The sequence below is a fragment of the Mesorhizobium sp. M0522 genome, from assembly GCF_040321085.1.
Taxonomy (GTDB): Bacteria; Pseudomonadota; Alphaproteobacteria; order Rhizobiales; family Rhizobiaceae; genus Mesorhizobium.
Genome location: NZ_JAMYQW010000002.1, coordinates 357,065 through 379,612, shown reverse-complemented (window position 1 = coordinate 379,612; position 22,548 = coordinate 357,065). Strand labels below are relative to the sequence as shown.

Here is a 22,548-nt window from a genome sequence, read left to right as displayed (position 1 = left end):
CCCTTGGCCTATCGTGTTCCACGCAATCTGCGGGAGAGTTCGGCCTTCAACTGGCCGAACGGAGTGGTAAGCACGTCTTCGCGCCCGACGATGACATAATCATTGCCGGGCGCCATGTCATCCGCGGCATGCGTGCGCACGGCCTCTCTCAGCCGCCGCCGGATGCGGTTGCGAACGACGGCGTTGCCGACCTTCCTGGTGACGGTGTAGCCGACGCGCGGCGCCTCGCTGTCGCCGCGGCCCAGGACCTCGACGAGGAAAAGCCGCCCGCGGCGCTTTTCGCCGCGGCGGACAGCCAGGAATTCCGCGCGCTTCAGAAGCCGCTTGGGATGGGCACCCGTTGGCTTGCCGGTTGCGGGCAACGATCTTGTCTCTCGCTTGGTGCTCAGGCGCTGAGACGCTTGCGGCCGCGGTTGCGGCGGGCTGCGACGACGCCGCGGCCACCCTTGGTGGCCATGCGGGCACGGAAACCGTGCCTGCGTTTGCGGACGAGTTTGGACGGCTGGTAAGTACGCTTCATTTGTTTAAATACCGCGGGGTGCGGCCCTTCTTGATTCTGTCACTTTGTAACAGGAGCTTTGCCGGGCCGGTTTTGGCGCGATCGAAACCGCGCCGGGACGAATGGCCCGAGCGTGAGCGGGCTTATAGAAAGAAGGGTTTTGGAAGTCAATCCAGCGTGTCGGGCCGGCATTGTCGGACCGGCATCGAAGTCTTGCGGCCCTTTGTCCGGCTTCGGCCAAGGATGAATTTGGCAAAAAAGCCGCAATCGCCTAATCTCACCCGATCAAGCGATCGTGAAGACGAGCAGTCCCTAAGACAAGCAGCCGTGATGACAGGCAGCCGTGACGACGAGCATGAGTGAAGTCCCAGCAACCGACGAACGCATCGCCCAGGCGAAGGCGGCCACCCGCAGGGTGCCGCTGGCGCGCGGCCTGTCGACCAAGTTGCTGCTGCTCACCATCGTCTTCGTGCTCTTGGCCGAAATCCTCATCTTCGTGCCCTGGATCGCCAGCTACAGGCTGAGTTGGCTGAAGGAGAGGCTGAGCACCGCCGCCGCGGTTTCCATCGTCCTGGTGCAGGGCGAACCTGCCTCGCTGTCGCGTGCCGCCCAGAACGACGTACTGATGGCGATCGGCGCCAAGGCGATCGCCGTGCGCGACGGCGGCGTCTCGCGGCTTCTGGTCGTGGCCGAAATGCCGCCGCAGGTCGACGAGCATATCGATATCGCCAATGTCGGCATGATCAAGGGTATGACCGGCGCGCTGGACACGCTGTTTTTCGGCGGCAAGCGGATGCTGCGCGTTTTCGGGCCGGTCGGCGACAGCGACAAAGAATTCGAGCTGATCATGCCCGACCACCGCCTGCGCAATGCCATGCTGATCTATTCGCGCAACGTCGCCTTCGTCTCGCTGCTGATCTCGCTGTTCACCGCCATGCTGGTCTACGCCGCGATAGACCTGATCATGATCGGCCCGATCAGGACGATGACACGCTCGATGCTGTCCTTTTCCGAGGCGCCCGACGACCCCGGCCGCATCATTCACCCCGCCGCCCGGGCCGACGAGATCGGCGTCGCCGAACGCGAGCTGTCGCAGATGCAGGAGCGGCTGCAGAAGATGCTGACCGAGCAGAAGCACCTGGCCGATCTCGGCCTGGCCGTGTCGAAGATCAACCACGACATGCGCAACATCCTCGCCTCGGCGCAACTGATGTCGGACCGCCTGCGCCAGGTCAAGGACCCGACCGTGCAGGCCTTCGCACCAAAACTGCTGCGCGCGCTCGACCGTGCGGTGTCCTACTCGGAGGGCGTGCTGGCCTATGGCCGCACCCAGGAGCCGCCGCCGTCGCGCCGCAGGCTGCGGCTGCGCCAGCTGGTCGAGGACGTCCAGGGCCTGCTCGACATCGAATGCGGCATCGAATTCGTCAACGCCGTCGATCCGGTGCTCGAGGTCGACGCCGATTCCGACCAGCTGTTCCGCGTGCTCACCAATCTTAGCCGCAACGCCGTGCAGGCGATGGCGGCCGACACCGAGAGCGCCGTGGTGCGCCGCCTGACCATATCGGCCGAGCGCATCGGCAGCGTCAGCCGCATCGTCGTCACCGACACCGGCCCCGGCCTGCCGCCAAAGGCGCGAGAAAACCTGTTCGCGGCATTCCGCGGCTCGGCCCGCAGCGGCGGCACCGGCCTTGGCCTGGCGATCGCCCATGAATTGATCCGCGCCCATGGCGGCACGGTGGAGCTGGTCGAAAGCATCGGCGGCCGCACCACATTCGCGGTCACCATTCCCGACCAGCCGGTCCGGCTCGACCAGGCCCGCAACGGACTGCGCCGCCCGGCGTAACGAACCGTTTCGTTACGGACCGTTTCAATTCGCAAATGGTTGGTCCGAGGCTACGAGCCATCGGCTCGGCCGCCGTGCAACGGCGTCTTTCGTTACGGGCCGTTCCGATTGGCAAATGACTGATCCAAGACGACGACCTATCGGCTCGGCCGCCGCGTGACGCGATCTTGCCTTCGCCGGCCGGCGCATGACGGCAAAACATGACGGCAAAACTTTTGGCCAGGATCGGCTTGCTTTTCGCAAATTCAGTCGCTAGGGAACAGCTCACATTCGCGGCCGGTCGCCAGGATCGGATCGCGGGGCTATGCAAAGCATGGCCTGTTGCGCGCCCGTAGCTCAGCTGGATAGAGCACCAGACTACGAATCTGGGGGTCAGGAGTTCGAATCTCTTCGGGCGCGCCAATAAACTCATGCCTACCCCCGGGAACATAAGTAACAGAATCTACCACCGGTGGCCGGAAAGTCGCGAGGGCTGAGCGCCATCCATGCCAAAAAGGGGATCGTCAGCTAATGCTGCTCAGTCGGCCTGCTTAATCTCCGGGCCCGGTTCAGTCGGCGGGCCTGGCGTGCAATCCTGGCCAGTGCATTCCTGCACGGGATCTTTCGCCGGCGGGAGACAATTTTGGCCTTCACAATGAACGGGCGGCTGCGTTGTTGCGGCTTTATTGTTCTGCGGCACAGGCCGATCCTCAGCGCGAACGGCCGGCATTCCAACGTCGATCATGGCCGTGCACAAGAGCGCAATCCGAAGCAAATTCATTTTCGCCTCCGCAACTGACAGCGAGACGCAGATTATACCTTCGAACTGCGGCCAACATCCTGTCACCCGCGAACGGCGTTAACAGCGCGTTTCATTGCCGGTCGGAAGGGCGTACCGATTGAGATCGAGCGTCGTCCTCTTCCTGGCAAAATAGCGCCAGAAACGGGGCTTTCGGCCAGAGGTGACTGAAGCCAACCTTCCGATTTTCCTGTACACCTGTTCGAAGGGTTCGAGGTGCGTTAGGGCCTCGCATATTCGAGGTTTTCAGTTCTTTCACGGGGGAACGTACATGACGGCATTCAACAGCGTCCGCTTCCGGGTCAAGCCGGGTAGTGAAGACGAATTCGTCGAACTATTCAGCAGCGCTCCGCGCAATTTCGAGGGATTGCGAAAAATGGCTCTCATCAAATCGGGAGATGGCGCCTTCTTCTCGATTGGAGAGTGGGACACTTTTCAGCACATGGTCGATGCCAGGCACAAAATGCTGGGCAATCTTGATCGGTTCCGCCATACGTTGCAGCAGCTTGAGGGCGGATATACGGATGCTGTTTCCGGCGAGGCTGTCTTCGAAACGGACGGCAGGAGCAGCGGCAGGTCGGTATAGTTTCGCACTTCGAAAAGCTTATGCCGTGCGCCACTTCCCGGCTCTATTACCTAAACCGCACATTCCCCCTGGAAAGCTCTGCCACCGACCTGCATCCCATCAGCCGCATGTCGCGTTCGATCTCGGTTCGCATCAGGCCGAGCGCCCGTTCGACGCCGGCCTGTCCGGCGGCTGCCAGCGGGAAGAGATAGTAGCGCCCGACGCCGACGGCCTTGGCGCCCAACGACAGGGCCTTCAGCACATGCGTGCCGCGCTGGACGCCGCTGTCGATGATCACGTCTATCTTGTCGCCCACCGCGTCGGCAATCTCCGACAGTTGGTCGAAGGGGCTGCGCGAGCCGTCCAGCTGTCTGCCGCCATGATTTGACAGAACGATACCGGTGCAGCCGATGTCGACCGCCTTTCTGGCATCGGCGACGCTCATGATCCCCTTCAGGCAAAACTGGCCGTTCCAGAAGCGGACCATGTCTTCGACGTCCTTCCAATCCAGCGACGGCTCGAGGATCTCGGTGAAATAGCGGCTGATGGAAAGCGCTCCGCCGCCGAGATCGATATGGCCGTCCAACTGCGGCAGGCTGAACTTTTCGTGCGTCAAATAGTCGATAGCCCATCTCGGCTTGATCGCGAACTGCATCATGCCGCCGAGCGTAAGCCGAAAGGGGATGGAAAAGCCGGTCCGCAGGTCACGCTCGCGGTTTCCGCCGGTGACGCTGTCGACCGTCAGCATCATCACGTCGACGCCGGACGTCTTGGCGCGCTCCATCATGGCGCGGTTCAGGCCGCGATCCCTGTGGAAATAGAACTGATAGACCTGCGGCGTCCTGTGCTTGCGGACTTCCTCCAGGCTGACCGTGCCGAGCGACGAGACGCCGAACATCGTGCCGAACTTCTCCGCCGCCGCGGCGACGGCGCGCTCGCCGCTATGGTGAAACAGTCGCTGGAGAGCCGTCGGCGAACAATAGACCGGCATCGCCAGCTTCTGGCCCATGACGGTGACCGACATGTCGACCTGTCCGACGCCGGCAAGGACGTTGGGGACGAGATCGCAGTCCTCGAACGCCGCCGTGTTGCGCCGCAGCGTCGTCTCGTCGTCCGCGCCGCCATCGATATAATTGAAGATCGGACCTGGCAGGCGCTGTTTTGCCAGCCGGCGGAAGTCCTGAAAATTGTAGCAGCTTTGCAATCTCATGAAATCAATCGGGTATATGCCGGGCCCGATGTCAAGCCTGTGCCATTGTCGATCGCCGGCGCTCTCGCCTCAGCCCGCCAGAGCGCCAACCGACTCCCGCTCCACCAGCGGGCATTCGAGCTTGGTGATGGGATAGCGGCCACGACCGGGAGCAGCGGGGACTTCGAGCTGCTCGATCGCCCATTGTCCCATCGCCATATGCGGCAGGATCGACGTCGTCAGCGGCGGGAACAGATGCCGCGCGATCTCCTCGTCGTCATAACCGATCACCGAAATATCCCGGGGGATGTGCAGGCCGGCCTCCTTCAGCGCCTCGTAGCAGCCGATCGCGGTGCGGTCGTTCTGGCAGAAGATCGCGGTCGGCCGGTCCTTCAGCGCCAAGAGCTTGACGGTCGCGGCATAGCCGGCGCTCGCCGACCAGTCGCCTTCGACGACCAGCGCCGGGTCGAACGGAATGTCGGCCGTCGCCAGCGCCCGGCGGTAGCCCTTCAGCCGGTCCTGCGCCGCTTGCATCCAGGGCTCGCCGGTGATGGTGGCGATGCGCCGGTGGCCATGGCCGATCAAGTGGCGGGTGGAGCTCTGGCCGCCGGCGATCTCGCTCGGCACCACGGCGGGGAAGGCATAGTCGGCGGTGTAGCAGTTGAGCAGGATGACCGGAATGTCGAGGCCGTAGAGATAGTCCGGCGCGACGATCTCGCGGGTGAAAATGGTCATGTAGATCAGTGCCGAAATGCCCCGCTTGGTCAGTGCCGCGATGGCCCGGGGCTCCATCACCTCGTCGCCCATGGTCTGCGCCACCAACACTACATTGCCGGCGTTCCACGAGGCTTGCCGCGCCCCTTCAATGGCGACGACCGCCTCCGGGCTGGTCGCCAACTGGTCGACGGCGAAGCCGATCACGCCATCCAGCCCGTCGAATGCTGCAACCGGGGCTCGCAAGGCAGAAAACACGGGCGGCGAATAGCCCAGCGTTCGCGCCGTCTCGATCACCCGCTCTCGGGTTTGCTGCGACAGCCTGATGCCCGGCGTGTTGTTGAGCACGAACGAAACCGTCGCCTGCGAACAGCCTGCCGCCCTGGCGATGTCGGTCATGGTAACGCGGCCCTTGGGGTTTTTCCCCGACGGCTTGCGCCGCCTGGAGACATCGGGATCGCTGAGATCCGTCGGTTCGCTCATGGTTTCATGTTTCCCACCCCGGCCCGTCTAACCGGATCGCGTCGCGGGCGGCAAGCCGGTCCGACATGCCGCGTTTATAAACGGAAATCAAATTTATCATTATTATCAATCGAATCCCATCGCCCGCCATACGGCGGCGCAAACGACAATCTCGCCACAAAGCTTGATTTCTCGCGGATTTCTGCCGCTGCGCAAGCCATCGACGGTCCGCTCGATCCCCTGGCGCCTCTCTGCTCCACGCGGCGGCCAAGGCCTTGCCGCTCATGGCAAGCGACGTTCCAACCAAGAAACTAATACTGTTTACTAATAACTCGCAACGTTCTAAAGTCAATTTGTCATGCCCGGCATGGATCATGCTGGGCGCGGCAAATCGAGCGTGCGACGCGATGTCTGGCGGCTCTCGGGCCGGCGTAAATGCGTCGCGCAATCACGAAAATGTCAGACAAATCGGACTATTTACTAACCGCAAACGAGTGTCTAGAGTTTGCATCGTGGCTGGATTGGCGCCGTTCTTTCGCTGCCGGAACCCTTGAGGAGGAGGGGCGTCCAAGCCGCAATCCGCAAATTCACATCAGCGACACGACTGATTCAAATGGGAGGTTGAACATGAAATCTGTGATACGAAATACGTCCGTCGCCGCCGCGGCCCTGCTGCTCGGCCTGTCCGTCACGGCAATTGCGCGCGCCGACGACAAGCCGACGCTGGCCTTCGTCGTCAACGGCGCTTCCGATTTCTGGAAGGCGGCCGAAGCCGGCGTCAAGAAGGCTCAAGGCGAACTGCCCAACTATAGTCTGGAGCTCAAATATCCGGAACAGTCCTCGGTCGCCATACAGCAGCGCCTGATGGACGATCTGGTGACGGCCGGCGTGAAGGGGATCATGGTTTCGGCGGTGGACCCCAAGACGTCGACCGACGGGCTGAACAAGATCGCCTCGGAGACGGCATTGTTCACCACCGACAGCGACGCGCCGCAGACCAAGCGTGTCGCCTATATCGGCTCGTCCAATGTCGATGCCGGCAAGCAGGCGGCCGAGATCGCCAAGAAGGCAATGCCCGACGGCGGCAAGTGCCTCGGCTTCGTTGGCCTGCTCGGCGCCGACAATGCCAAGGAGCGCATCCAGGGCATGAAGGACGGCCTCGCGGGCACCAAGATCGAATTGGTCGACGTGCGTGGCGACGACATCGATCAGGCCCGCGCCAAGAAGAACGTCGAGGACGCGCTGGTCGCCAGCCCCGACGTCACCTGCATGGTCGGCTTCTACTCCTACAACACGCCGCGCATCTATGAAGCGCTGCGCGATGCCGGCAAGCTCGGCCAGATCACCGTCGTCGGCTTCGACGACGATCCGATCACGCTGGGCGGCGTCAAGGAAGGTACCGTCGCCGCCACCGTCGTGCAGCAACCCTTCGAATGGGCCTATCAGGGCATGAAGCTGATGGCTGCCTATCTCGAGGGCGACAAGTCGGGCGTTCCCGCCGATGGCCTGATCATCGTGCCGACCAAGATCATCGGCAAGGACGATGTCGACGCCTACGCCGCCAACCTCAAGGCGATGTCGGGAAATTGAGCGAATAAGTTGCGCCGGCTAAAGGGTTCGCCCTGAGCCGGCGATTCTATTGACGCGCCTCGCAAGGCCCGTCAGTCTGAGGCCAAAACGGCTCACCGGCTGCTGTCAGGCGTGATGAATTATTCCGACCCATCCATCGTTGCATCCACGGCCGCTCCGTTCCTGAGCCTCGACGGCGTGCGCAAGACTTATCCCGGCGTTGTCGCGCTGGACGGGTTCTCGATCGAGGTCAGGCCCGGCGAGGTCATCGGCCTGGTCGGCGAAAACGGCGCCGGCAAATCGACGCTGATGAAGATCCTCGGCGGCGTGACCCGGCCGGACACCGGCACCATCACCGTCGATGGCGTCGCCCATGACAGTCTGACCGTCGAAGCCAGCATCGGTTCGGGCATCGCCTTCGTCCACCAGGAACTCAACCTGTTCGAGAACCTCGACGTCGCCGCCAATATTTTCTTCGGCCGCGAACCGCTGCGCGCCGGCCCGTTCAGGCTGGTCGACCGCGCCAGGCTGCGAGCGCTGGCGGCGCCGCTGCTCAAACGCGTGGGCGCCAATTTCTCGGCCGATACGCCGGTGTCGGCGCTGTCGCTGGCCCAGCAGCAAATGGTCGAGATCGCCAAGGCGCTGTCGATCGAGGCGCGGCTGGTCATCCTCGACGAACCGACATCGAGCCTGCCGATCGCAGAAACCGACAAGCTGCTCGGTGTCATCAAGGCGCTGAAGGCAGACGGCATCAGCGTCATTTTCATCTCGCACCGCCTGCACGAGGTCGAGCGCGTCGCCGACCGCGTCGTCGTGCTCAGGGACGGCATGCTCGCCGGAACCTTGCCGAAGAGCGCCATCAATCACGACCAGATGGTCAAGCTGATGATCGGCCGCATGCTGAAGGAGAGGGAGAAGGCCGCAGAATCGGCGCGCCCGCCGGGCTCTGTCGCGCTGTCGGTCAAGGCCATTCGCACCGCTGCCTATCCCGACCGGCCCGTCGACCTCGATGTCAGGCATGGCGAGATCCTCGGCCTCGCCGGTCTCGTCGGCTCCGGTCGGACGGAGCTGGCGCGCGTCCTGTTTGGCATCGACAAGAGCTTTGGCGGCTCGTTCCAGCTTGACGGAAAAGATCTGGTTCTTGGTTCGGCCGCGGACGCAGTGGCCAACGGTATTTTCCTCGTCCCCGAGGATCGCAAGCTGACCGGCATCCTGCTCGACCTGTCGATTGCCCAGAACATCTCGCTGCCCAATCTGCCGGCGCATTCGCGGCGCTCGCTGGTCTCGGCCGGCGCGGAATCCGCCACCGCCGAGAAGCAGAAGACCAATCTCGGCATCAGGGCGCCCTCCGTCCAGACGCGCACCGGCACGCTGTCGGGCGGCAACCAGCAAAAGGTCGTGCTGGCCAAATGGCTGGCGATGAAGCCGAAGGTGATGATCCTCGACGAGCCGACCCGCGGCATCGACATCGGCGCCAAGGCCGAGATCTACGGGCTAATGCGGGCGCTGGCCGATGCCGGCGTCGCCGTGCTGATGATCTCCAGCGACATGGAGGAGGTGATCGGCGTTTCCGACCGCATTGCCGTCATGCATGAAGGCCAGATCTCCGGCATTCTCGACAAGGACCGGTTCAGCCAGGAAAACGTGCTGCTGCTGGCGGTCGGCAAGCAGCCGAAGTAGTTCGCAGGCACTGGGAGAAGACGATGAGCAAGAAAGATCTCGGCCTGCTGATCCTGATCCTGGTGGTCGGCGCGGTGGTGGCGATCATCAACCCACGCTTCCTGCTGCCGATCAATCTCGCCAACACCTCGAACCTGATCGGGTTGTTCGGCATCCTGTCGATTGGCCAAGCCTTCGTCATCATCACCGGTGGCATCGAATTGTCGGTCGGCTCGGTGGTTGCGCTGCTCGGCGTGCTGTTCATCGACTTCATCGCCACGCGCGGCATGGCCTGGCCGGTCGCCCTGCCGCTGATCCTGGTGCTCGGCGGCATCATCGGGCTGGCGCATGGCTGGCTGATCACCCGGCTCAAATTGCAGCCTTTCGTGGTGACTTTGTGCGGCCTGTTGATCTATCGCGGCGTGGCGCGATTCTACACCGCCGACGGCACCGCCGGCTTTGCCTTCGGACAGAACTTCCCGGAACTCGAGTTCCTGACGGCGGGGCGGTCCTGGGGCGTGCCGAACAGCTTCATCGCGCTGATCGTCATCGCCGTCGTCATGTGGGTGGTGCTGCACCGGTCGGTGTTCGGGCGCTATCTCTATGCCATCGGCAAGAACGAGGAAGCGGCAAAATATTCCGGCATCCGCACCGGCCGTATCGTCATGGCCGCCTATGTCATCTGCGGCGTGCTGACGGCGCTGTCGGCTATCTATTTCGCCATGTACACACGCTCGATCTCGCCGGCGAGCCACGGCCAGTTCTACGAGCTCTATGCCATCGCGGCCGCGGTGCTCGGCGGCTTCTCGCTGCGTGGCGGCGAAGGCTCGCTGATCGGCGTCCTGCTCGGCACGGTGCTGCTGCAGGAGCTGCAGAACCTCGTCAACCTGCTCGGCATCCCGTCCTCGCTCAACTTCGCCGTCATGGGCGGGGTGATCCTCATCGGCGTGCTGGTCGACCAGCAATGGGGCGTGTTCAGGGCGCGGCGGCGGATGCTGGAAGCCACACGCAAGGGCGTGGCGGGTGCTGCCGCTGAGTGACGCAAAAATAGCTGGATGAAATACGCCGACTGCCATGGCAGGTGGCGTGAAAGAGTCAACCGGAGCTTCGCGACAGCAGTTCAGGTCGGTCTCTATTTGGAACGAAAACCCGTATCTGAGCGTTTATTTAAGCTTTGCTACGCGGAGGCGTTCCATGCCCACGAATCCAGTTAGTACCGCCAAAGTAGGAACTCACCCCCTCCACCCGATGCTGATACCTTTTCCTGTCGCGTTTCTTGTCGGTGCGTTTGTCACCGACCTGGTTTTCTGGGGGACTGCCGATGCCTTCTGGGCACGGGCATCGATGTGGCTGATCGGGGCAGCCATAGTAATGGCCCTTCTCGCTGCGACAGCTGGTTTTATCGACTTCCTCAACGAGCCGCGCATTCGCGCCTTGTCCGACGCCTGGTACCACATGCTGGGCAACTTGACCGCGGTCGTTGTGGCACTGATCAATTTCTACCTTCGCTATGCGCAAGGCGCCGAAGCCGCGGTCCGCCCATGGGGTGCGCTCTTGTCGTTCATAGTGGTCTGCATACTGCTGTTCACCGGCTGGAAGGGCTGGGAGATGGTGTATCGGCACCACGTTGCAGTTCTGGATACACCAGCGGATGCGCCAGCGAAGCCTTCGACAACCACTGCCACGGATACTCGTCACGCTGGTCGGGACCGGCACGCCGCATGAGGCCATAATCCCGAAAAGTGGATACCGGTTTCCAAAAAGATATCGGTTAGACAAGTAGCGCCCATACCGAATGCATCGGATGGGCGCTACTTTAGATAAGGCCCGACATGTCGGAGAAGGCCATGGCCTTGCGCAGCACCTCGGCGAAGCGCTCGCCGGCGGCTTCACGAGGGCCGCTATTGTCGATCGAGGTGACACCCGGTCCGGACAGCGCCACATTGGCACTGCGCGCCAGCCGTGCCAGCACTTCGCCGCGCGATTCGCGACCGCGCAATGCCAGCCGCTCGGCCAGGATATCCGGTGTAGCCGTGATCTCGACGACAGCCAGATTGGCGTAGCGCTCCCGCAGCGCCGGGATGATCGCGCGCGAGACGTTGGCGATCGCGACACGGCCGTTTGAGACCGACCAATCGACTTCGGCCGGGATGCCATAGCGCAGGCCATGCGCCTCCCAGGAAATCGCGAAGGCGCCATCCGCTTCGGCCTCGACGAAGGCAACGTCGGCGAGCGTGTCGTGATCCTCGGTGGCCGCATCGCTCGGCCGGGTGATCACCCGGCGCACGAACTCCAGCCGGCTCTCGTCGGCAAACACGGCGCGCGCATAGCCGATCACCGTGTCCTTGCCGGCACCGCTCGGCCCGACGACGGCGACGAAGACACCGTCGCGGATCGGAAATCCCGCAGCGGACAATTCACGCTCGACCGATGCCGATACCATCATGCGACTCGGCGTCCCTGCCGCCAGACCGTGCGGACGACCGGGACATGGTCGTCGACGCGCACGCGAACCAGATCGGCGCGCCGGCCGGGCTCGATGACACCGCGATCGCTGAGGCCGACCGCCTCGGCCGGGTTCTTCGAGACCATCGCCACCGCCTGTGGCAAGGAAATGCCCTCGACCACGTCGCCGAGGAAGAAGGCTGACTGGATCAGACTGAAGGGAATGTAGTCCGACGACAGGATATCGAGCAGGCCATCGCCGGCCAGCGTGCGGGCCGAGACATTGCCCGAATGCGACGCGCCGCGCATGACGTTCGGCGCGCCCATCAATACGCCGAGCCCTGCCTCTTTTGAAGCCCGCGCCGCCTCCTCAGTGGTCGGGAACTCGGCGACGCGCACACCTTGCTCGATCGCTTCGTCGACATGGCCGACGGTTGCGTCGTCATGGCTGGCGAGCACGATGCCGCGCTCTTGGCAGGCAGCGGCGATGAAGCTGCGGTTCGGGCTCGAATTCCTCGCCGATTCCGCCATCCGCTTTTCGCAGAATTTCTGGAAATCGTGATCGGTCAGCTTCAGCTTGCGCTGGTAGTAATAGGCGTAGGTTTCCAAATTGACGAACTGGCGCTGTCCGGGCGCATGGTCCATCAGCGACGCCAGCCTGACCCGCTCGTCGCCGTCGAAATTGGCGAAGGCCGTGAGGCAGTCCGGCGCCGAAACCTCGCAACGCAGATGGAGGAAATGGTCGGCCCTGAGCCGGTCCTGCTGCACGCTGTCCTCGATCGCGTCGGCCAGCTTGCGTATGTCGGCGGCCGTCAGGTCGGCATCCTCGTCCATGCCGACACGCAAGGCGTCGAGCACGGTGGTGATGCCGGCGGTCGCCACCTGGGCGTCATGCGCGAGCACAGCTGCGATCGGGTTCCAGCGCACTTTCGGCCGCGGCGCGTAATGGCCTTCGAGATGGTCGGTGTGGAGCTCGACCAGGCCAGGGATGATGAAGTCGCCGCCCATGTCCTCGCCGCTGCGGCCAGCGCCGGGATCGATGGCGGCGATCACCCCATCGCGCAGCACGATCGACCCTTCGACGATCTGGTCGGCCAGCACAATACGGGCATTGTCAAGAACGGTCTCGGCAGTCATTTCAGGCAGTCCTTGCAGCATTTTGCAGCCAATTGAAAATGAATTGGCTTCGCACCATGCGGTTAAAGCAAATAGTCATTTAGGCAGTTCTTCTGGCCGGGCGGCGCCCGAGCGCGTGATGCGACAGCACCATGAACGGCGCACCCGGTTCAGTTTCCACAAACAGCGTCAGCGCGTCCACCGCCACCGGCCGTTGCAGCACGTCCGCAAACAGGCTGTCGATTGCTAGGCGAAGACGAGGGCTTTCCTGTGACGACACCCGGCCGGACAGCGTCATATGGAAGCGAAACGTCTCGAAGACATAGGGATAGCCCCACTGGCACAGATTGCGGAACTCGTCGGGCTTCAGCGAATCGGGGCTGCGCCGTTCGATCTCGGCTTCCGTCAACGGCGCGCGGAAGCGGTCGAAGTCGCGCACCACGTCGTCGGCGAAGCGGTTGAGCGCCGGCGGCGGTACTTCCGGCAACAGCGCGAAGAAGCCGTCGATCTGGCTGACGACGAGGCGCGGGATCGTAACCACCGGCGTCGCCTCGGCAAAATCGTCGAGTGCTGCACGAAGCGACGTTTCCGTCTCGTTGGAGGCCAGTCTGAAGGGCGCCTTCAGTGTCGCATGAAAGCCATAGCGGCGCGCCGAGGCGGTATGGAAGGCAACTTCTGCCGCCGACAACTCGCCCGCAGCCTCGACCGGCTTTGTGGCGGCACCGAATGGGTCGCGGCCGAGCCAGTTGGCGGCGATCCGTGCCAGCGGTTCGTCTTGTCGGGGGGTGAAATAGATCGCGTAGCGCATCGAAAGTCCTCGTCAGCCCCGCTGCCCATAGGCGATTTGCATGACGAAATGACGAAGCTGGTGATTGCTTCTGATAACAAAGTTGTCCAGGCGGGTCATTAGCCGACGATTTTTTCGCCTTGGACCAGCGGATGAAGGCGAAGCGAAAAACCTGTTAGGCCTTCATCAGCCATTCGTGCTCGGGCGCGTTGTGGAATTTCCACGTCCGCTTCGGTCCGGCCATGACGTTGAGATAATAGAGATCATAGCCGTGGCAGGCTGCGCAGGGGTGATAACCCTTGGGGACCAGCACGACGTCGCCATCCTCGATCGCCATCGCCTCGTCGAGCGAACGAGCACCGTTCTCGTCGGCATCGGTGTAGACGCGCTGGAAAGCAAAGCCCTGTGGCGGGTTGAGACGGTGGTAATAGGTCTCCTCGAGATAGGATTCAGCCGGCAGATTGTCCTGGTCGTGCTTGTGCGGCGGATAGCTCGATGTGTGGCCGCCGGGTGTGATGACCTCCACCACCAGCAAGGAATCGGCCGGCTTGCCCTCCGGCAGGATGTTGGTGACATAGCGCGTGTTGGTGCCTTTGCCGCGAACCTCCTGGCCGAGATCGTCGGGCCCGATGACACGGACCGGCAGACCGCCGCCCAGTCCTGGCGCCGAACAGACGGCAAGTTCGAGATCGGTATCGGCGCTCACCGACCACTCCGACCCCTGCGGCACATAGACCGACCACGGCTTGCCCTCGAACGGCGACATGCGTTCGCCGAGCAAGCCGAGATCCTTGCCGCCGGCCTTGGCCTTGCCCTTGCCGGTGACGAACACCAGGCAGACCTCACGATCCGCGGTTTGCCCGGAAGCGCTCTCGCCGGGCCTGAGCCGATGCAGATCGAAGCCGACATAGGTCCAGCCGGCGCTTTGCGGCGTCACATGGGCGATGCGGCCGTGGCCCTTATTGGCTTTGACGAGCAGCTTCGACATGGTCATTCCTTCGGTTTGGCGTCTGCCGATGGCTTGTCCTCGTCAGCCGGCTTGTAGAGATAGAAGAATTGCCAGACGGCATAGCCGGCGAAGCCGAGCGCGATCACGCCCCAGAACGGTGTGCCCGTAGCGAATTCGATCACCGACCAGACCAGGCAGACCGCGACAACGGCAACGCGCCGCCACAGCGGCCGGAAAAACGGGTGCTCGGAGTCTTTCATCGGATCAACACCTTTCCTCGCGAGCCTCAAGCATTGGGAAAGCCCTGTGTCTCCACCGTATAGCCGGCCGCCGTCATAGCCCGCATCAATTCCTTGTAGCCGACCTGCGCCATCTTGAGCGGCGGGTTCTTCTTCGGATCCTGCTCGGCCTCGACCACGAACCAGCCTTCATAGCCATGGTCGGCGAGCCTCTGGACGATGGCGCCAAAATCCAGCGAGCCATCTCCCGGCACGGTGAAGGCGCCAAGTGCCACCGCGTCGAGGAACGATTGCTTCTCGCGATCCAGTCCCGCGATCACCTCCATGCGCACATCTTTCACATGCACATGGTTGATGCGCGGGTGGTGGTTATCAATAGCGCGCAGCACATCGCCGCCGGCAAAGGCCAGGTGACCCGCGTCGAGCAGCAATGGAATGCCTTCTCCCGAATAGCGCATGAAGGCATCTAGCTCTGGCTCGGTCTCAACTACTGCCGCCATATGATGATGGTAGGAGAGCCGCATGCCTTGCTCTGCACACCATTCGCCGAACTGCGTGAGCCGCCGGGCGTAGGCTTTCATTTCCTCGTCCGAAAGCCTGGGCTTGCTGGCGAGCGGCTTCGAGCGGTCGCCCTGGATGGAGCGGCCGACTTCACCATAGACGATGCAGGGCGCGTTCACCGCCTTGAACAGGTCGATCATCGGCTGGATACGATCCTTGTTCTTCGCCATGTCTTCGTCGACCAGCGTCCCCGAGAACCAGCCGCCGCAAAGCGTCACGTCGGCCTCTTTCAGGATCGGCAGCATGATTTGCGGATCGTTGGGAAAGCGGCGGCCCATTTCCATTCCGGTAAAGCCAGCCGAGCGCGACTGGCGCAGGCACTCCTCCAGCGACACATCATCGCTGAGTTCGGCAAGATCGTCGTTCCACCATGCAATGGGGGACATGCCCAGTTTGGCTTTCAAGTCGTCACTCCAGTTTCAGACATTCGAGGCGCGTTCGCGGATGGCTAAAGAAACCCGCCCGCTCAGCGCTTCCTCATATTTCTTGCGCGCCGCATTCACTTGCGGCCGTGCCGAGACTTCCGGCACTGCGACATCCCACCAGCTTCCACCGGCCTCGGTCGAAACCAGCGGGTCGGTGTCGATGACCAGCACGGTCGTTCGCGTGTTCTTCTTCGCTTGCGCCAGCGCCGTTTCCAGCCCGGCGATCGATGGCACTTTTTCGGCAATCGCACCCATGCTCGCAGCATGCGCGGCGAAGTCGATCTCGGGCAAGGTTTCGTGACGGGCGTCCTTCAGCAGATTGTTGAAGTTGGCGCCGCCGGTCGCCATCTGCAACCGGTTGATGCAGCCATAGCCGCGGTTGTCGAGCAGCACGATGGTCAGCTTGAGGCCGAGCATCACCGAGGTCGCGATCTCGGAATTGAGCATCAGGTAAGAGCCGTCGCCGATCATCACCACGACCTCTTCGTCCGGCTTGGCCATCTTGACGCCAAGCCCGCCGGCGATTTCGTAGCCCATTGTCGAGAAGCCGTATTCTGCGTGATAGGAGCCGGGCGCGCCCGCCTGCCATAGCTTGTGCAATTCGCCGGGCAAGCCGCCGGCGGCATGAAGCAGTACCACGCCGGAGCCCATGGCGCGCTGTACTGCGCCGATCACTTGCGCGTCGGACGGATAGGCGGCATTGGTCGACGCCGTCACCTTGTCGGCATCCGCTTGCCAGTTCTTCTTGCCCGTGATCGCATTGTCGGTCCAGCCTGAAGGGGCTTTCCAGCCTTTCAGCGCCGCAGCGAGTTCGGCGAGCCCTTCCGCCGCATCGGCGACCAGCGGCAGCGCCTGGTGCTTTCCGGCGTCAAAAGGCTGCACGTTGAGCCCGATGATGGTCCTGCCGGCATGCTTGAACAATGCCCCGGAGCCGGTGGTGAAATCCTGCAGTCTGGTGCCGACGGCAAGCACGACGTCGGCCTCTTCGGCCAGCCTGTTGGCCGCCGAAGTGCCGGTAACGCCGACCGCGCCCATGTTCAACGGATGATCGTCCGGGAGCGAGGATTTGCCGCCTTGCGTCTCGCAAACCGGAATGCCCCAGCATTCCGCGCACCCGGCCAGTTCTTCCCACGCCTGCGAATAGAGTACGCCGCCGCCGGCGATGATCAGCGGCTTCTTCGCGCTCTTCAGCGCCGCGACGGCGGCCGCCAGTTCCCGGCGATCCGGACGGATCATGCGCGGGATCCAGACCCGTTCGGCAAAGAAGCTCTCCGGATAATCATAAGCCTCTGCCTGCACATCCTGGCACAGCGCCAGCGTCACCGGGCCGCATTCGGCGGGATCGGTCAGCACCTGCATGGCGCGGTTGAGCGCCGGCATGATCTGCTCCGGCCGCGTGATGCGGTCGAAATAGCGCGACACCGGGCGGAGGCAGTCATTGACCGTCGCCGTGCCGTCGGAAAAATCCTCGGCCTGCTGCAGGACGGGATCGGGAATGCGGTTGGCGAAGACGTCGCCGGGCAGAAACAGGACAGGCAACCTGTTTACATGCGCAAGTGCCGCAGCGGTCACCATGTTGAGCGCGCCGGGGCCGATCGAACTGGTCGCCGCCATGAAGCGACGGCGGAAATTGGCCTTGGCGTAGGCGATCGCCGCATGCGCCATTGCCTGCTCGTTATGGGCACGGAAGGTCGGCAGTTCGTCGCGAACCTGGTAGAGCGCCTCGCCGACGCCGGCGACATTGCCGTGGCCGAAGATCGCCCAGACGCCGCCGAAGATCGGCATTTTCTTCCCGTCCATCTCGGTCATCTGTCGAGCAAGAAAGCGGGTCAGCGCCTGCGCCATCGTCAGGCGGATTGTCTTGGTCATGTCGATTCCTCCGCAGTCCTTATGCCGCGCCTTCTTATGCTGCTTTGCGGCCGCGCGCCGCAAGCCATGCCTCGGTCAGTCTCTCGAAGCGAGATGCCATGTCGGCAACCGCTTCATCGTCTGACATCTTGCCGGCAAGCCATTGTTCGGCCGCGTTGATGAAGATGGTGCGGCCGACGGCAAAGCCCTTGACGATAGACGCCTTGGCGGTGGCAGCAAAGGCCGCTTCCAATTCGTCCTGCGGCGCTTCCAGGCCAAGCAGCACAATCCCGCGGCACCACGGATCGTTCTTCAGGATCACCGCCTCGATCTTTGCCCATGCGCCGGCCGATGCCTGCGGTTCGAGCTTCCACCAATCGGGCTTGATGCCGAGTGCGTAGAGTTCCTCGAGCGCGCGCGGGATGGTCATGTCGTCGAGCCTGCCGTGCTTGCCGGCGATGATCTCGACCAGAAGTTCTCTGCCCACTTTCCGCGCGGCCTCGAACAAAGCGCGCAGTTTCTGCTGCTGTTCGCTCTTCAGCGCCGCCGGATCGTCGGGATGATAGAAGCACAGGCACTTGATGCAGTGGTCGACCGGCCATTCGGTCAGTTGCGAACCTATGTCTTGCGAGAACTCGAAGCGAAGCGGCCGCGAACCCGGCAACTCGACCGGCCGGCCGAGCCAGGCGAAGGAATGGTGGGCGAATTCGAACATCGCCTCGCGTCCGTATTTTTCGTCGAGCAGCATGCCGTAGCCGGCGCGGCCAGCCGCGACCTTGGCCGCAGCCTTGACCGTCAGCACCTTGAAAGCTGGGATTCGCGACGGATCGGCGCCGGCTTTTGCCGCGACATCCTCCAGCTGGACGCGGTGGTCGCAGGCGAACGCCATCAGCGAGGGGATGTCGCGCCGGCGCGTGGTCGCCCAATGGATGTGATTGATCGCCTCGTCCTTGCGCAGCGCCAGATGCTTGCTGCCGTTTTTCAGGAAGAACTGCAATTCCTCGAAAGTCGGGTATTCCGGTGCGCAGAGCAGCCGCGACACGGCAAAGGCGCCGCAGGCATTGGCCCAGGTCGCCGCCGTCGCCAGGCCTTCCTCGCCGAGCCAGCCGCGCAGGAAGCCCGACATGAAGGCGTCGCCGGCGCCGAGCACATTGTAGACCTCGATTGGAAATCCCTTGCCGACGATACCGTCCTCGAGGTCGTCGCTGATCGGCCCGTCATAGACGATGCAGCCCATGGCGCCGCGTTTCAGCACGATGGTTGCCGCCGACAGCGAGCGGATGGTTTTCAGCGCGCTCAGGCAATCGTCTGCGCCCGAGGCGATCATGATTTCCTCTTCGGTGCCGACGATGAGATCGCAATCGGGCAGCACCGTCTTCAACTGCGCCGAGACGCGGTCGGATTTCACATAGCGCTCGAAGCCTTCGGCGTGGCCGGCGAGACCCCAGAGGTTGGGGCGGTAGTCGATGTCGAACACCACCTTGCCGCCCTTGGCTTTCATGACACGGATCGCCTTGCGCTGGGCGGCGTCGCTGTTGGGCCGTGAAAAATGCGTGCCGGTGACGACGACCGCGCGTGCCGAAGCGATAAACGCCTCATCGATATCGTCTTTCGAAAGCGCCATGTCAGCGCAATCGCTGCGATAGAAGATCATCGGCGAGACGCCTTCATCCTCGACCGACAGCAGCACCAGGGCGGTCAGCCGCTCCGGATCGGTCTTGAGGCCTTGGACCGAAACGCCCTCGCGGGTCAGCTGCTCGCGGATGAAGCGGCCCATCTGCTCATTGCCGACGCGGGTGAGCAGCGCCGAGCGCAGGCCGAGCCTGGCAGTACCGACCGCGATATTGGCCGGACAGCCGCCGACCGACTTGGCAAAGGAAGTAATGTCCTCGAGGCGCGAGCCGATCTGCTGACCATAGAGATCGACGGAAGCGCGGCCGATGGTGATGATGTCGAGCGGCGCATGTCTCGCTTCCACGGCTTCGCCCATTCGAACCTCCCATCGGCTTGTTGTATTGGGTAACACGCGCGAGCGGCAGCGTGGCGCCGGCAATATGAAATAATAATTCCAATCCATAGTCAATATGGAACGAGCATTCCCAAGGCTGAAAAGTGCTGTGCAAGGCTCGCGCGTTCAGAAACTTTGAAGTCAGACGAACGTCAAGTGTCTACCACTGAAACCAGCTGATTTACCAAGGAAGCGGGCCATCATCGTTGAAGTACCCGGCGGTCGGGCCATCGGCGTCCAGGGTCGCCAGGTGAATGACGATCTCGGCCGCCTGCTGCACCGTGCGGTGACCTTTATACCCGTTGAGATCGGTGGCAGTGTAGCCGGGCGCCGCGGCGTTGACCTTGATGCCTTGGGGCGCGAGCTCCCTGGCGAACGCCACCGTGATGGCATTCAAGGCTGTCTTGGAGCTGCCGTAGCCCATCATGTTAACGGCGTGGTTCGTAGTGGCGGGATCGAGCGCCCGGCCGATGGACCCGGTGGAGCTGCTCACCATCACGATCCGGGCAGCAGGTGCTGCTAGCAGCAGCGGCAGGAATGCCTGGGTCACGCGGATCGGGCCGAAGACATTGACGTCGCAGGTGGCCTGGATGTCGGCGATCCGCTGCTGGCTCGGCGGCAGGTCGTAATTGATGGCGACGCCGGCGTTGTTCACCAGCACGTCGAGGCAGGGGCTGGCCTGCCTGAATGCCTCGGCTGCCGCCTTCACACTGTCATCCCGCGTGACGTCCAGCTCAAGCCACTCCACGTCGAGGCCTTCGGCGCGCAATGCCTGCGCCGCCGCCATGCCGCGTTCGGCGCTCCTGGCGCCGAGCCAGACCTTGAAGCCCATGGTCGCCAGTCGCCGGGCGATTTCACGGCCTATACCCTTGTTGGCGCCGGTCACCAGCGCGCTTTTCGATGTTCTCATAATCGGTGTCTCCATTTTTCTTGTGGAAGACCCACAAATGGTGCGAGGCAGCGGGCGTTGCGCGCCGGAAATTCTCCGGCTCTTGCCTAATCCTCTCACGCTGTTGCGCCGCCGGTGCGAATGCGCGATGCTGGCGCAATGAGCGAAGCGCTGCAGGAGTTGATCGAGATCGCCAGCCGCCATGCGCGCGGGCGACGAACAAGAACGGCGGTTCCCCGCGTTTCGATAGGCCGCAGCGAAGTCGCCACGGCGACAATGCCAGGGGTGTGGGGGGCGGGGATCTTATTCGTACTGCAGGGCGCGAAGACGGTTCTGATCGGCGACCGGGCTCTTCGTTACAATCCGGCCAGCTATTTCATCTATACTGTCGAGACGCCCACCATCAGCCAGATAATCGAAGCGAGCGCGGCGCGTCCTTACCTGGCCATTGGCTTGACCCTTGACCTGCAGGCCGTCGCCGCGCTCCTCGTCGAGCACGCGCCGGCCCTCAGTGGCGACAGTTTCTCCACCTCTCCCGCTGATGACGATCTGCTCGACGCGTTGCGTCGAATGATGCGGCTGCTTGACCGGCCAGCGGAGATTCCCGTGCTCGCGACCATGATCGAGCGAGAGATGCTGTTTCGGCTCCTGCAAGGCCCCCAAGGCGGAAAGCTTCGTGAACTTGCGCGCGCCGATGGCCATCTGTCCCGGATTGGCCGGCGATCGCCTGGATCCGTTCGCATCCCCATCAGCCGGTCCGGGTCGGCGATCTGGCCGAGATTGCCCGTATGAGCAGCGCTGCGTTTTATCGTCACTTCAAGGCGGCGACGGCCATGAGCCCAATCCAGTATCAAAAGCAAATCCGCTTGCTGGAAGCCCGCCATCTGCTGATTGCCCAGCCGGGCAACGTCGCACGTGTCGCCTTCGCCGTCGGCTATGAGAGTGCTTCCCAGTTCAGCCGGGAGTATGCCCGCCAGTTCGGGTCGCCGCCTGCCCGCGACGCAGCGCGGCTTTCGGCAGAAGGCGAAACCGCAATAGAGGTGATCTAAGGCTTGCGCTTCTTGCCAGTATCGCGCCGCTTCTCGCCGACCGCGACGGTCAGCGCCATAGCCAAAGCCATCGTCGCCGACAGCGAGCGGAAGCCGGCGAAATCGGCCTCGGCGACCTCGAACCAGACCCTGGCGAATTGGGCGAGTGGCGAAAAGGAGCTGTCGGTAATCGCCACGATCGGCACGCCTTGCTCCGAAATGACGCGCGCCTCCTCGATGGTGGCCGGGGCATAGGGCGAAAAGCTGATGGCGATCACGGCGTCCCTTGGAGAGGCAAAGCCGATCATCTCTGCATTGAGGCCGGCGGCCGATTCGATCAGCTGGTTGCGGATCTTGAGCTTGCCCAATGCATAGGCGATATAGGAGGCGACCGGGTAGGAGCGCCGCTTGGCCAGCACGTAAATGGTTTCGGCCTTGGCCAACACAGTGATCGCATCTTCGAAATGGTCTTCATTCAGCGTGCGCGAAATGTCGTTGAGCGAGGTACTGGCTGCGGCAACAAAACCGTCGAAAATCGCGCGGTGGCCGGCGCCTTCCTCGGCCTTGGCGCGCAATGCCGCCAGCCTTTCATCATAGGATGAGTTGCGCTCGCGCAGGCGCTCGCGAAACACCAACTGCAGGCTGGTGAAACCATCAAAACCAAGCTGCTGGGCAAAGCGGATCAGGGTCGAAGGCTGGACACCGGCGGAAGCGGCAATGCTGGCAGCGGTGCCGAAGGCGATATCGTCTGGGTTGTCGAGCGCATAGGCGGCGATCTGGGCGATACGTTTCGGCAGGCTGTGGCGCCGCTCCAGGATCGTCGCCCGCAGCGTCTCGAAATCGCGCGGCACCCGTTCGTCCATCGTCGCTCCGCCCAGGCTCATCGTCTGGTTCCCTCTGTGCCCCATCATAGCGGGCCTGTGCAAGAACACCATAAAAAATGAGACAAGCGTTCCATCTGCAGACAAAATGGAC

The 22,548-nt window shown here is 63.0% G+C and carries 22 protein-coding genes and 1 tRNA gene; 9 read left to right on the top strand and 14 right to left on the bottom strand.

Translation table 11 applies throughout. From position 1 onward, the window contains the following. Positions 1-8: 8 nt before the first annotated feature. Both rnpA and rpmH read right to left on the bottom strand, forming a co-directional pair. Positions 9-362: a ribonuclease P protein component gene (gene rnpA / locus NKI58_RS04545; RefSeq protein WP_352539960.1), complete on the bottom strand. Its 354-nt coding sequence runs from the start codon at positions 360-362 to the stop codon at positions 9-11. A gap of 23 nt (positions 363-385) precedes the next feature. Further along, a complete protein-coding gene (rpmH, locus tag NKI58_RS04540; protein ID WP_008833937.1) occupies positions 386-520 on the bottom strand; it encodes a 50S ribosomal protein L34 in 135 nt (44 codons plus the stop codon). Between the two features lie 334 nt (positions 521-854). On the opposite strand from rpmH, the gene NKI58_RS04535 reads away from it, so the two are divergent. The 3 genes from NKI58_RS04535 (at position 855) to NKI58_RS04525 (ending at position 3,706) form a co-directional block, all read left to right on the top strand. Beyond that, positions 855-2,342 carry an ATP-binding protein gene (locus tag NKI58_RS04535; RefSeq protein WP_352568512.1) on the top strand — a complete coding sequence of 496 codons (1,488 nt, stop codon included), beginning with the start codon at positions 855-857 and terminating at the stop codon, positions 2,340-2,342. A gap of 325 nt (positions 2,343-2,667) precedes the next feature. Beyond that, positions 2,668-2,744 (top strand) — tRNA-Arg (locus NKI58_RS04530). A 647-nt stretch (positions 2,745-3,391) separates the two neighbouring features. Next, positions 3,392-3,706: an antibiotic biosynthesis monooxygenase family protein gene (locus tag NKI58_RS04525; RefSeq protein WP_352701780.1), complete on the top strand. Its 315-nt coding sequence runs from the start codon at positions 3,392-3,394 to the stop codon at positions 3,704-3,706. 46 nt (positions 3,707-3,752) lie between these two features. Here NKI58_RS04525 and NKI58_RS04520 read toward each other — a convergent pair whose 3' ends face one another. Both NKI58_RS04520 and NKI58_RS04515 read right to left on the bottom strand, forming a co-directional pair. Next, positions 3,753-4,895 (bottom strand): alpha-hydroxy acid oxidase, encoded by a 1,143-nt coding sequence (locus NKI58_RS04520; RefSeq protein ID WP_352724652.1) that lies wholly within the window; start codon positions 4,893-4,895, stop codon positions 3,753-3,755. A 69-nt stretch (positions 4,896-4,964) separates the two neighbouring features. Continuing rightward, complete coding sequence (locus tag NKI58_RS04515; protein ID WP_352724651.1) at positions 4,965-6,071, bottom strand: LacI family DNA-binding transcriptional regulator; 1,107 nt, start codon at positions 6,069-6,071, stop codon at positions 4,965-4,967. 606 nt (positions 6,072-6,677) lie between these two features. Here NKI58_RS04515 and NKI58_RS04510 point away from each other — a divergent pair. From NKI58_RS04510 to NKI58_RS04495, 4 genes are all read left to right on the top strand, one after another. Beyond that, positions 6,678-7,640 (top strand): sugar-binding protein, encoded by a 963-nt coding sequence (locus NKI58_RS04510; protein ID WP_352588525.1) that lies wholly within the window; start codon positions 6,678-6,680, stop codon positions 7,638-7,640. A 114-nt stretch (positions 7,641-7,754) separates the two neighbouring features. Beyond that, positions 7,755-9,299: a sugar ABC transporter ATP-binding protein gene (locus NKI58_RS04505; protein WP_352783755.1), complete on the top strand. Its 1,545-nt coding sequence runs from the start codon at positions 7,755-7,757 to the stop codon at positions 9,297-9,299. Between the two features lie 23 nt (positions 9,300-9,322). Next, entirely contained in the window at positions 9,323-10,318 is a 996-nt protein-coding gene (locus tag NKI58_RS04500) for an ABC transporter permease (protein WP_023677502.1), read from the top strand. 154 nt (positions 10,319-10,472) lie between these two features. Then, a complete protein-coding gene (locus NKI58_RS04495) occupies positions 10,473-11,003 on the top strand; it encodes a DUF2231 domain-containing protein (RefSeq protein WP_352472336.1) in 531 nt (176 codons plus the stop codon). A gap of 91 nt (positions 11,004-11,094) precedes the next feature. On the opposite strand, the gene phnN is transcribed toward NKI58_RS04495, so the two are convergent. The 9 genes from phnN to NKI58_RS04450 all read right to left on the bottom strand — a co-directional run bounded on the left by phnN (position 11,095) and on the right by NKI58_RS04450 (position 20,566). Further along, a complete protein-coding gene (gene phnN, locus NKI58_RS04490; protein WP_352782925.1) occupies positions 11,095-11,724 on the bottom strand; it encodes a phosphonate metabolism protein/1,5-bisphosphokinase (PRPP-forming) PhnN in 630 nt (209 codons plus the stop codon). Continuing rightward, positions 11,721-12,860 carry an alpha-D-ribose 1-methylphosphonate 5-triphosphate diphosphatase gene (locus tag NKI58_RS04485; RefSeq protein ID WP_352464729.1) on the bottom strand — a complete coding sequence of 380 codons (1,140 nt, stop codon included), beginning with the start codon at positions 12,858-12,860 and terminating at the stop codon, positions 11,721-11,723. The genes phnN and NKI58_RS04485 overlap by 4 nt, the downstream gene beginning before the upstream one ends. A gap of 79 nt (positions 12,861-12,939) precedes the next feature. Then, complete coding sequence (locus NKI58_RS04480) at positions 12,940-13,647, bottom strand: DUF1045 domain-containing protein (RefSeq protein ID WP_352568507.1); 708 nt, start codon at positions 13,645-13,647, stop codon at positions 12,940-12,942. 154 nt (positions 13,648-13,801) lie between these two features. Then, positions 13,802-14,614, bottom strand: coding sequence for a 5-deoxy-glucuronate isomerase (iolB, locus tag NKI58_RS04475; RefSeq protein ID WP_023677507.1), 813 nt, complete (start codon positions 14,612-14,614; stop codon positions 13,802-13,804). A 2-nt stretch (positions 14,615-14,616) separates the two neighbouring features. Continuing rightward, entirely contained in the window at positions 14,617-14,835 is a 219-nt protein-coding gene (locus NKI58_RS04470; RefSeq protein WP_254815905.1) for a DUF3329 domain-containing protein, read from the bottom strand. A 26-nt stretch (positions 14,836-14,861) separates the two neighbouring features. Further along, a complete protein-coding gene (iolE, locus tag NKI58_RS04465) occupies positions 14,862-15,779 on the bottom strand; it encodes a myo-inosose-2 dehydratase (protein WP_352588522.1) in 918 nt (305 codons plus the stop codon). Positions 15,780-15,794: 15 nt separating this feature from the next. Then, the gene (gene iolD, locus NKI58_RS04460; protein ID WP_352783762.1) at positions 15,795-17,669 is read right to left on the bottom strand and encodes a 3D-(3,5/4)-trihydroxycyclohexane-1,2-dione acylhydrolase (decyclizing); all 1,875 of its coding nucleotides are present in this window, start codon (positions 17,667-17,669) and stop codon (positions 15,795-15,797) included. Positions 17,670-17,703: 34 nt separating this feature from the next. Further along, a complete protein-coding gene (locus NKI58_RS04455; RefSeq protein ID WP_352453012.1) occupies positions 17,704-19,638 on the bottom strand; it encodes a bifunctional 5-dehydro-2-deoxygluconokinase/5-dehydro-2-deoxyphosphogluconate aldolase in 1,935 nt (644 codons plus the stop codon). Between the two features lie 199 nt (positions 19,639-19,837). Then, entirely contained in the window at positions 19,838-20,566 is a 729-nt protein-coding gene (locus NKI58_RS04450; RefSeq protein ID WP_352826892.1) for an SDR family oxidoreductase, read from the bottom strand. A gap of 138 nt (positions 20,567-20,704) precedes the next feature. Between NKI58_RS04450 and NKI58_RS04445 the strand changes: the two genes are divergently transcribed. Both NKI58_RS04445 and NKI58_RS04440 read left to right on the top strand, forming a co-directional pair. Further along, on the top strand, positions 20,705-21,337 hold the full coding sequence (locus NKI58_RS04445) for an AraC family transcriptional regulator (RefSeq protein ID WP_352782920.1): 633 nt from the start codon (positions 20,705-20,707) through the stop codon (positions 21,335-21,337). Further along, complete coding sequence (locus NKI58_RS04440) at positions 21,334-21,594, top strand: helix-turn-helix domain-containing protein (RefSeq protein ID WP_352782918.1); 261 nt, start codon at positions 21,334-21,336, stop codon at positions 21,592-21,594. The genes NKI58_RS04445 and NKI58_RS04440 overlap by 4 nt, the downstream gene beginning before the upstream one ends. On the opposite strand, the gene NKI58_RS04435 is transcribed toward NKI58_RS04440, so the two are convergent. Next, positions 21,591-22,436 (bottom strand): MurR/RpiR family transcriptional regulator, encoded by an 846-nt coding sequence (locus NKI58_RS04435; protein ID WP_023677514.1) that lies wholly within the window; start codon positions 22,434-22,436, stop codon positions 21,591-21,593. The two genes, NKI58_RS04440 and NKI58_RS04435, sit on opposite strands and share 4 nt — an antisense overlap. Positions 22,437-22,548: the final 112 nt, after the last annotated feature.

Coding starts and splice junctions, on each gene's coding strand:
- NKI58_RS04500 (WP_023677502.1), top strand. CDS start 9,323: ATGAGCAAGAAAGATCTCGGCCTGCTGATCCTGATCCTGGTGGTCGGC.
- NKI58_RS04435 (WP_023677514.1), bottom strand. CDS start 22,436: ATGGACGAACGGGTGCCGCGCGATTTCGAGACGCTGCGGGCGACGATC.
- rpmH (WP_008833937.1), bottom strand. CDS start 520: ATGAAGCGTACTTACCAGCCGTCCAAACTCGTCCGCAAACGCAGGCAC.
- iolB (WP_023677507.1), bottom strand. CDS start 14,614: ATGTCGAAGCTGCTCGTCAAAGCCAATAAGGGCCACGGCCGCATCGCC.
- NKI58_RS04445 (WP_352782920.1), top strand. CDS start 20,705: ATGAGCGAAGCGCTGCAGGAGTTGATCGAGATCGCCAGCCGCCATGCG.
- NKI58_RS04505 (WP_352783755.1), top strand. CDS start 7,755: ATGAATTATTCCGACCCATCCATCGTTGCATCCACGGCCGCTCCGTTC.
- NKI58_RS04510 (WP_352588525.1), top strand. CDS start 6,678: ATGAAATCTGTGATACGAAATACGTCCGTCGCCGCCGCGGCCCTGCTG.
- NKI58_RS04455 (WP_352453012.1), bottom strand. CDS start 19,638: ATGGGCGAAGCCGTGGAAGCGAGACATGCGCCGCTCGACATCATCACC.
- NKI58_RS04485 (WP_352464729.1), bottom strand. CDS start 12,860: ATGACTGCCGAGACCGTTCTTGACAATGCCCGTATTGTGCTGGCCGAC.
- NKI58_RS04525 (WP_352701780.1), top strand. CDS start 3,392: ATGACGGCATTCAACAGCGTCCGCTTCCGGGTCAAGCCGGGTAGTGAA.
- phnN (WP_352782925.1), bottom strand. CDS start 11,724: ATGATGGTATCGGCATCGGTCGAGCGTGAATTGTCCGCTGCGGGATTT.
- NKI58_RS04470 (WP_254815905.1), bottom strand. CDS start 14,835: ATGAAAGACTCCGAGCACCCGTTTTTCCGGCCGCTGTGGCGGCGCGTT.
- NKI58_RS04450 (WP_352826892.1), bottom strand. CDS start 20,566: ATGAGAACATCGAAAAGCGCGCTGGTGACCGGCGCCAACAAGGGTATA.
- NKI58_RS04480 (WP_352568507.1), bottom strand. CDS start 13,647: ATGCGCTACGCGATCTATTTCACCCCCCGACAAGACGAACCGCTGGCA.
- NKI58_RS04535 (WP_352568512.1), top strand. CDS start 855: ATGAGTGAAGTCCCAGCAACCGACGAACGCATCGCCCAGGCGAAGGCG.
- iolD (WP_352783762.1), bottom strand. CDS start 17,669: ATGACCAAGACAATCCGCCTGACGATGGCGCAGGCGCTGACCCGCTTT.
- NKI58_RS04515 (WP_352724651.1), bottom strand. CDS start 6,071: ATGAGCGAACCGACGGATCTCAGCGATCCCGATGTCTCCAGGCGGCGC.
- NKI58_RS04520 (WP_352724652.1), bottom strand. CDS start 4,895: ATGAGATTGCAAAGCTGCTACAATTTTCAGGACTTCCGCCGGCTGGCA.
- NKI58_RS04495 (WP_352472336.1), top strand. CDS start 10,473: ATGCCCACGAATCCAGTTAGTACCGCCAAAGTAGGAACTCACCCCCTC.
- NKI58_RS04440 (WP_352782918.1), top strand. CDS start 21,334: ATGAGCAGCGCTGCGTTTTATCGTCACTTCAAGGCGGCGACGGCCATG.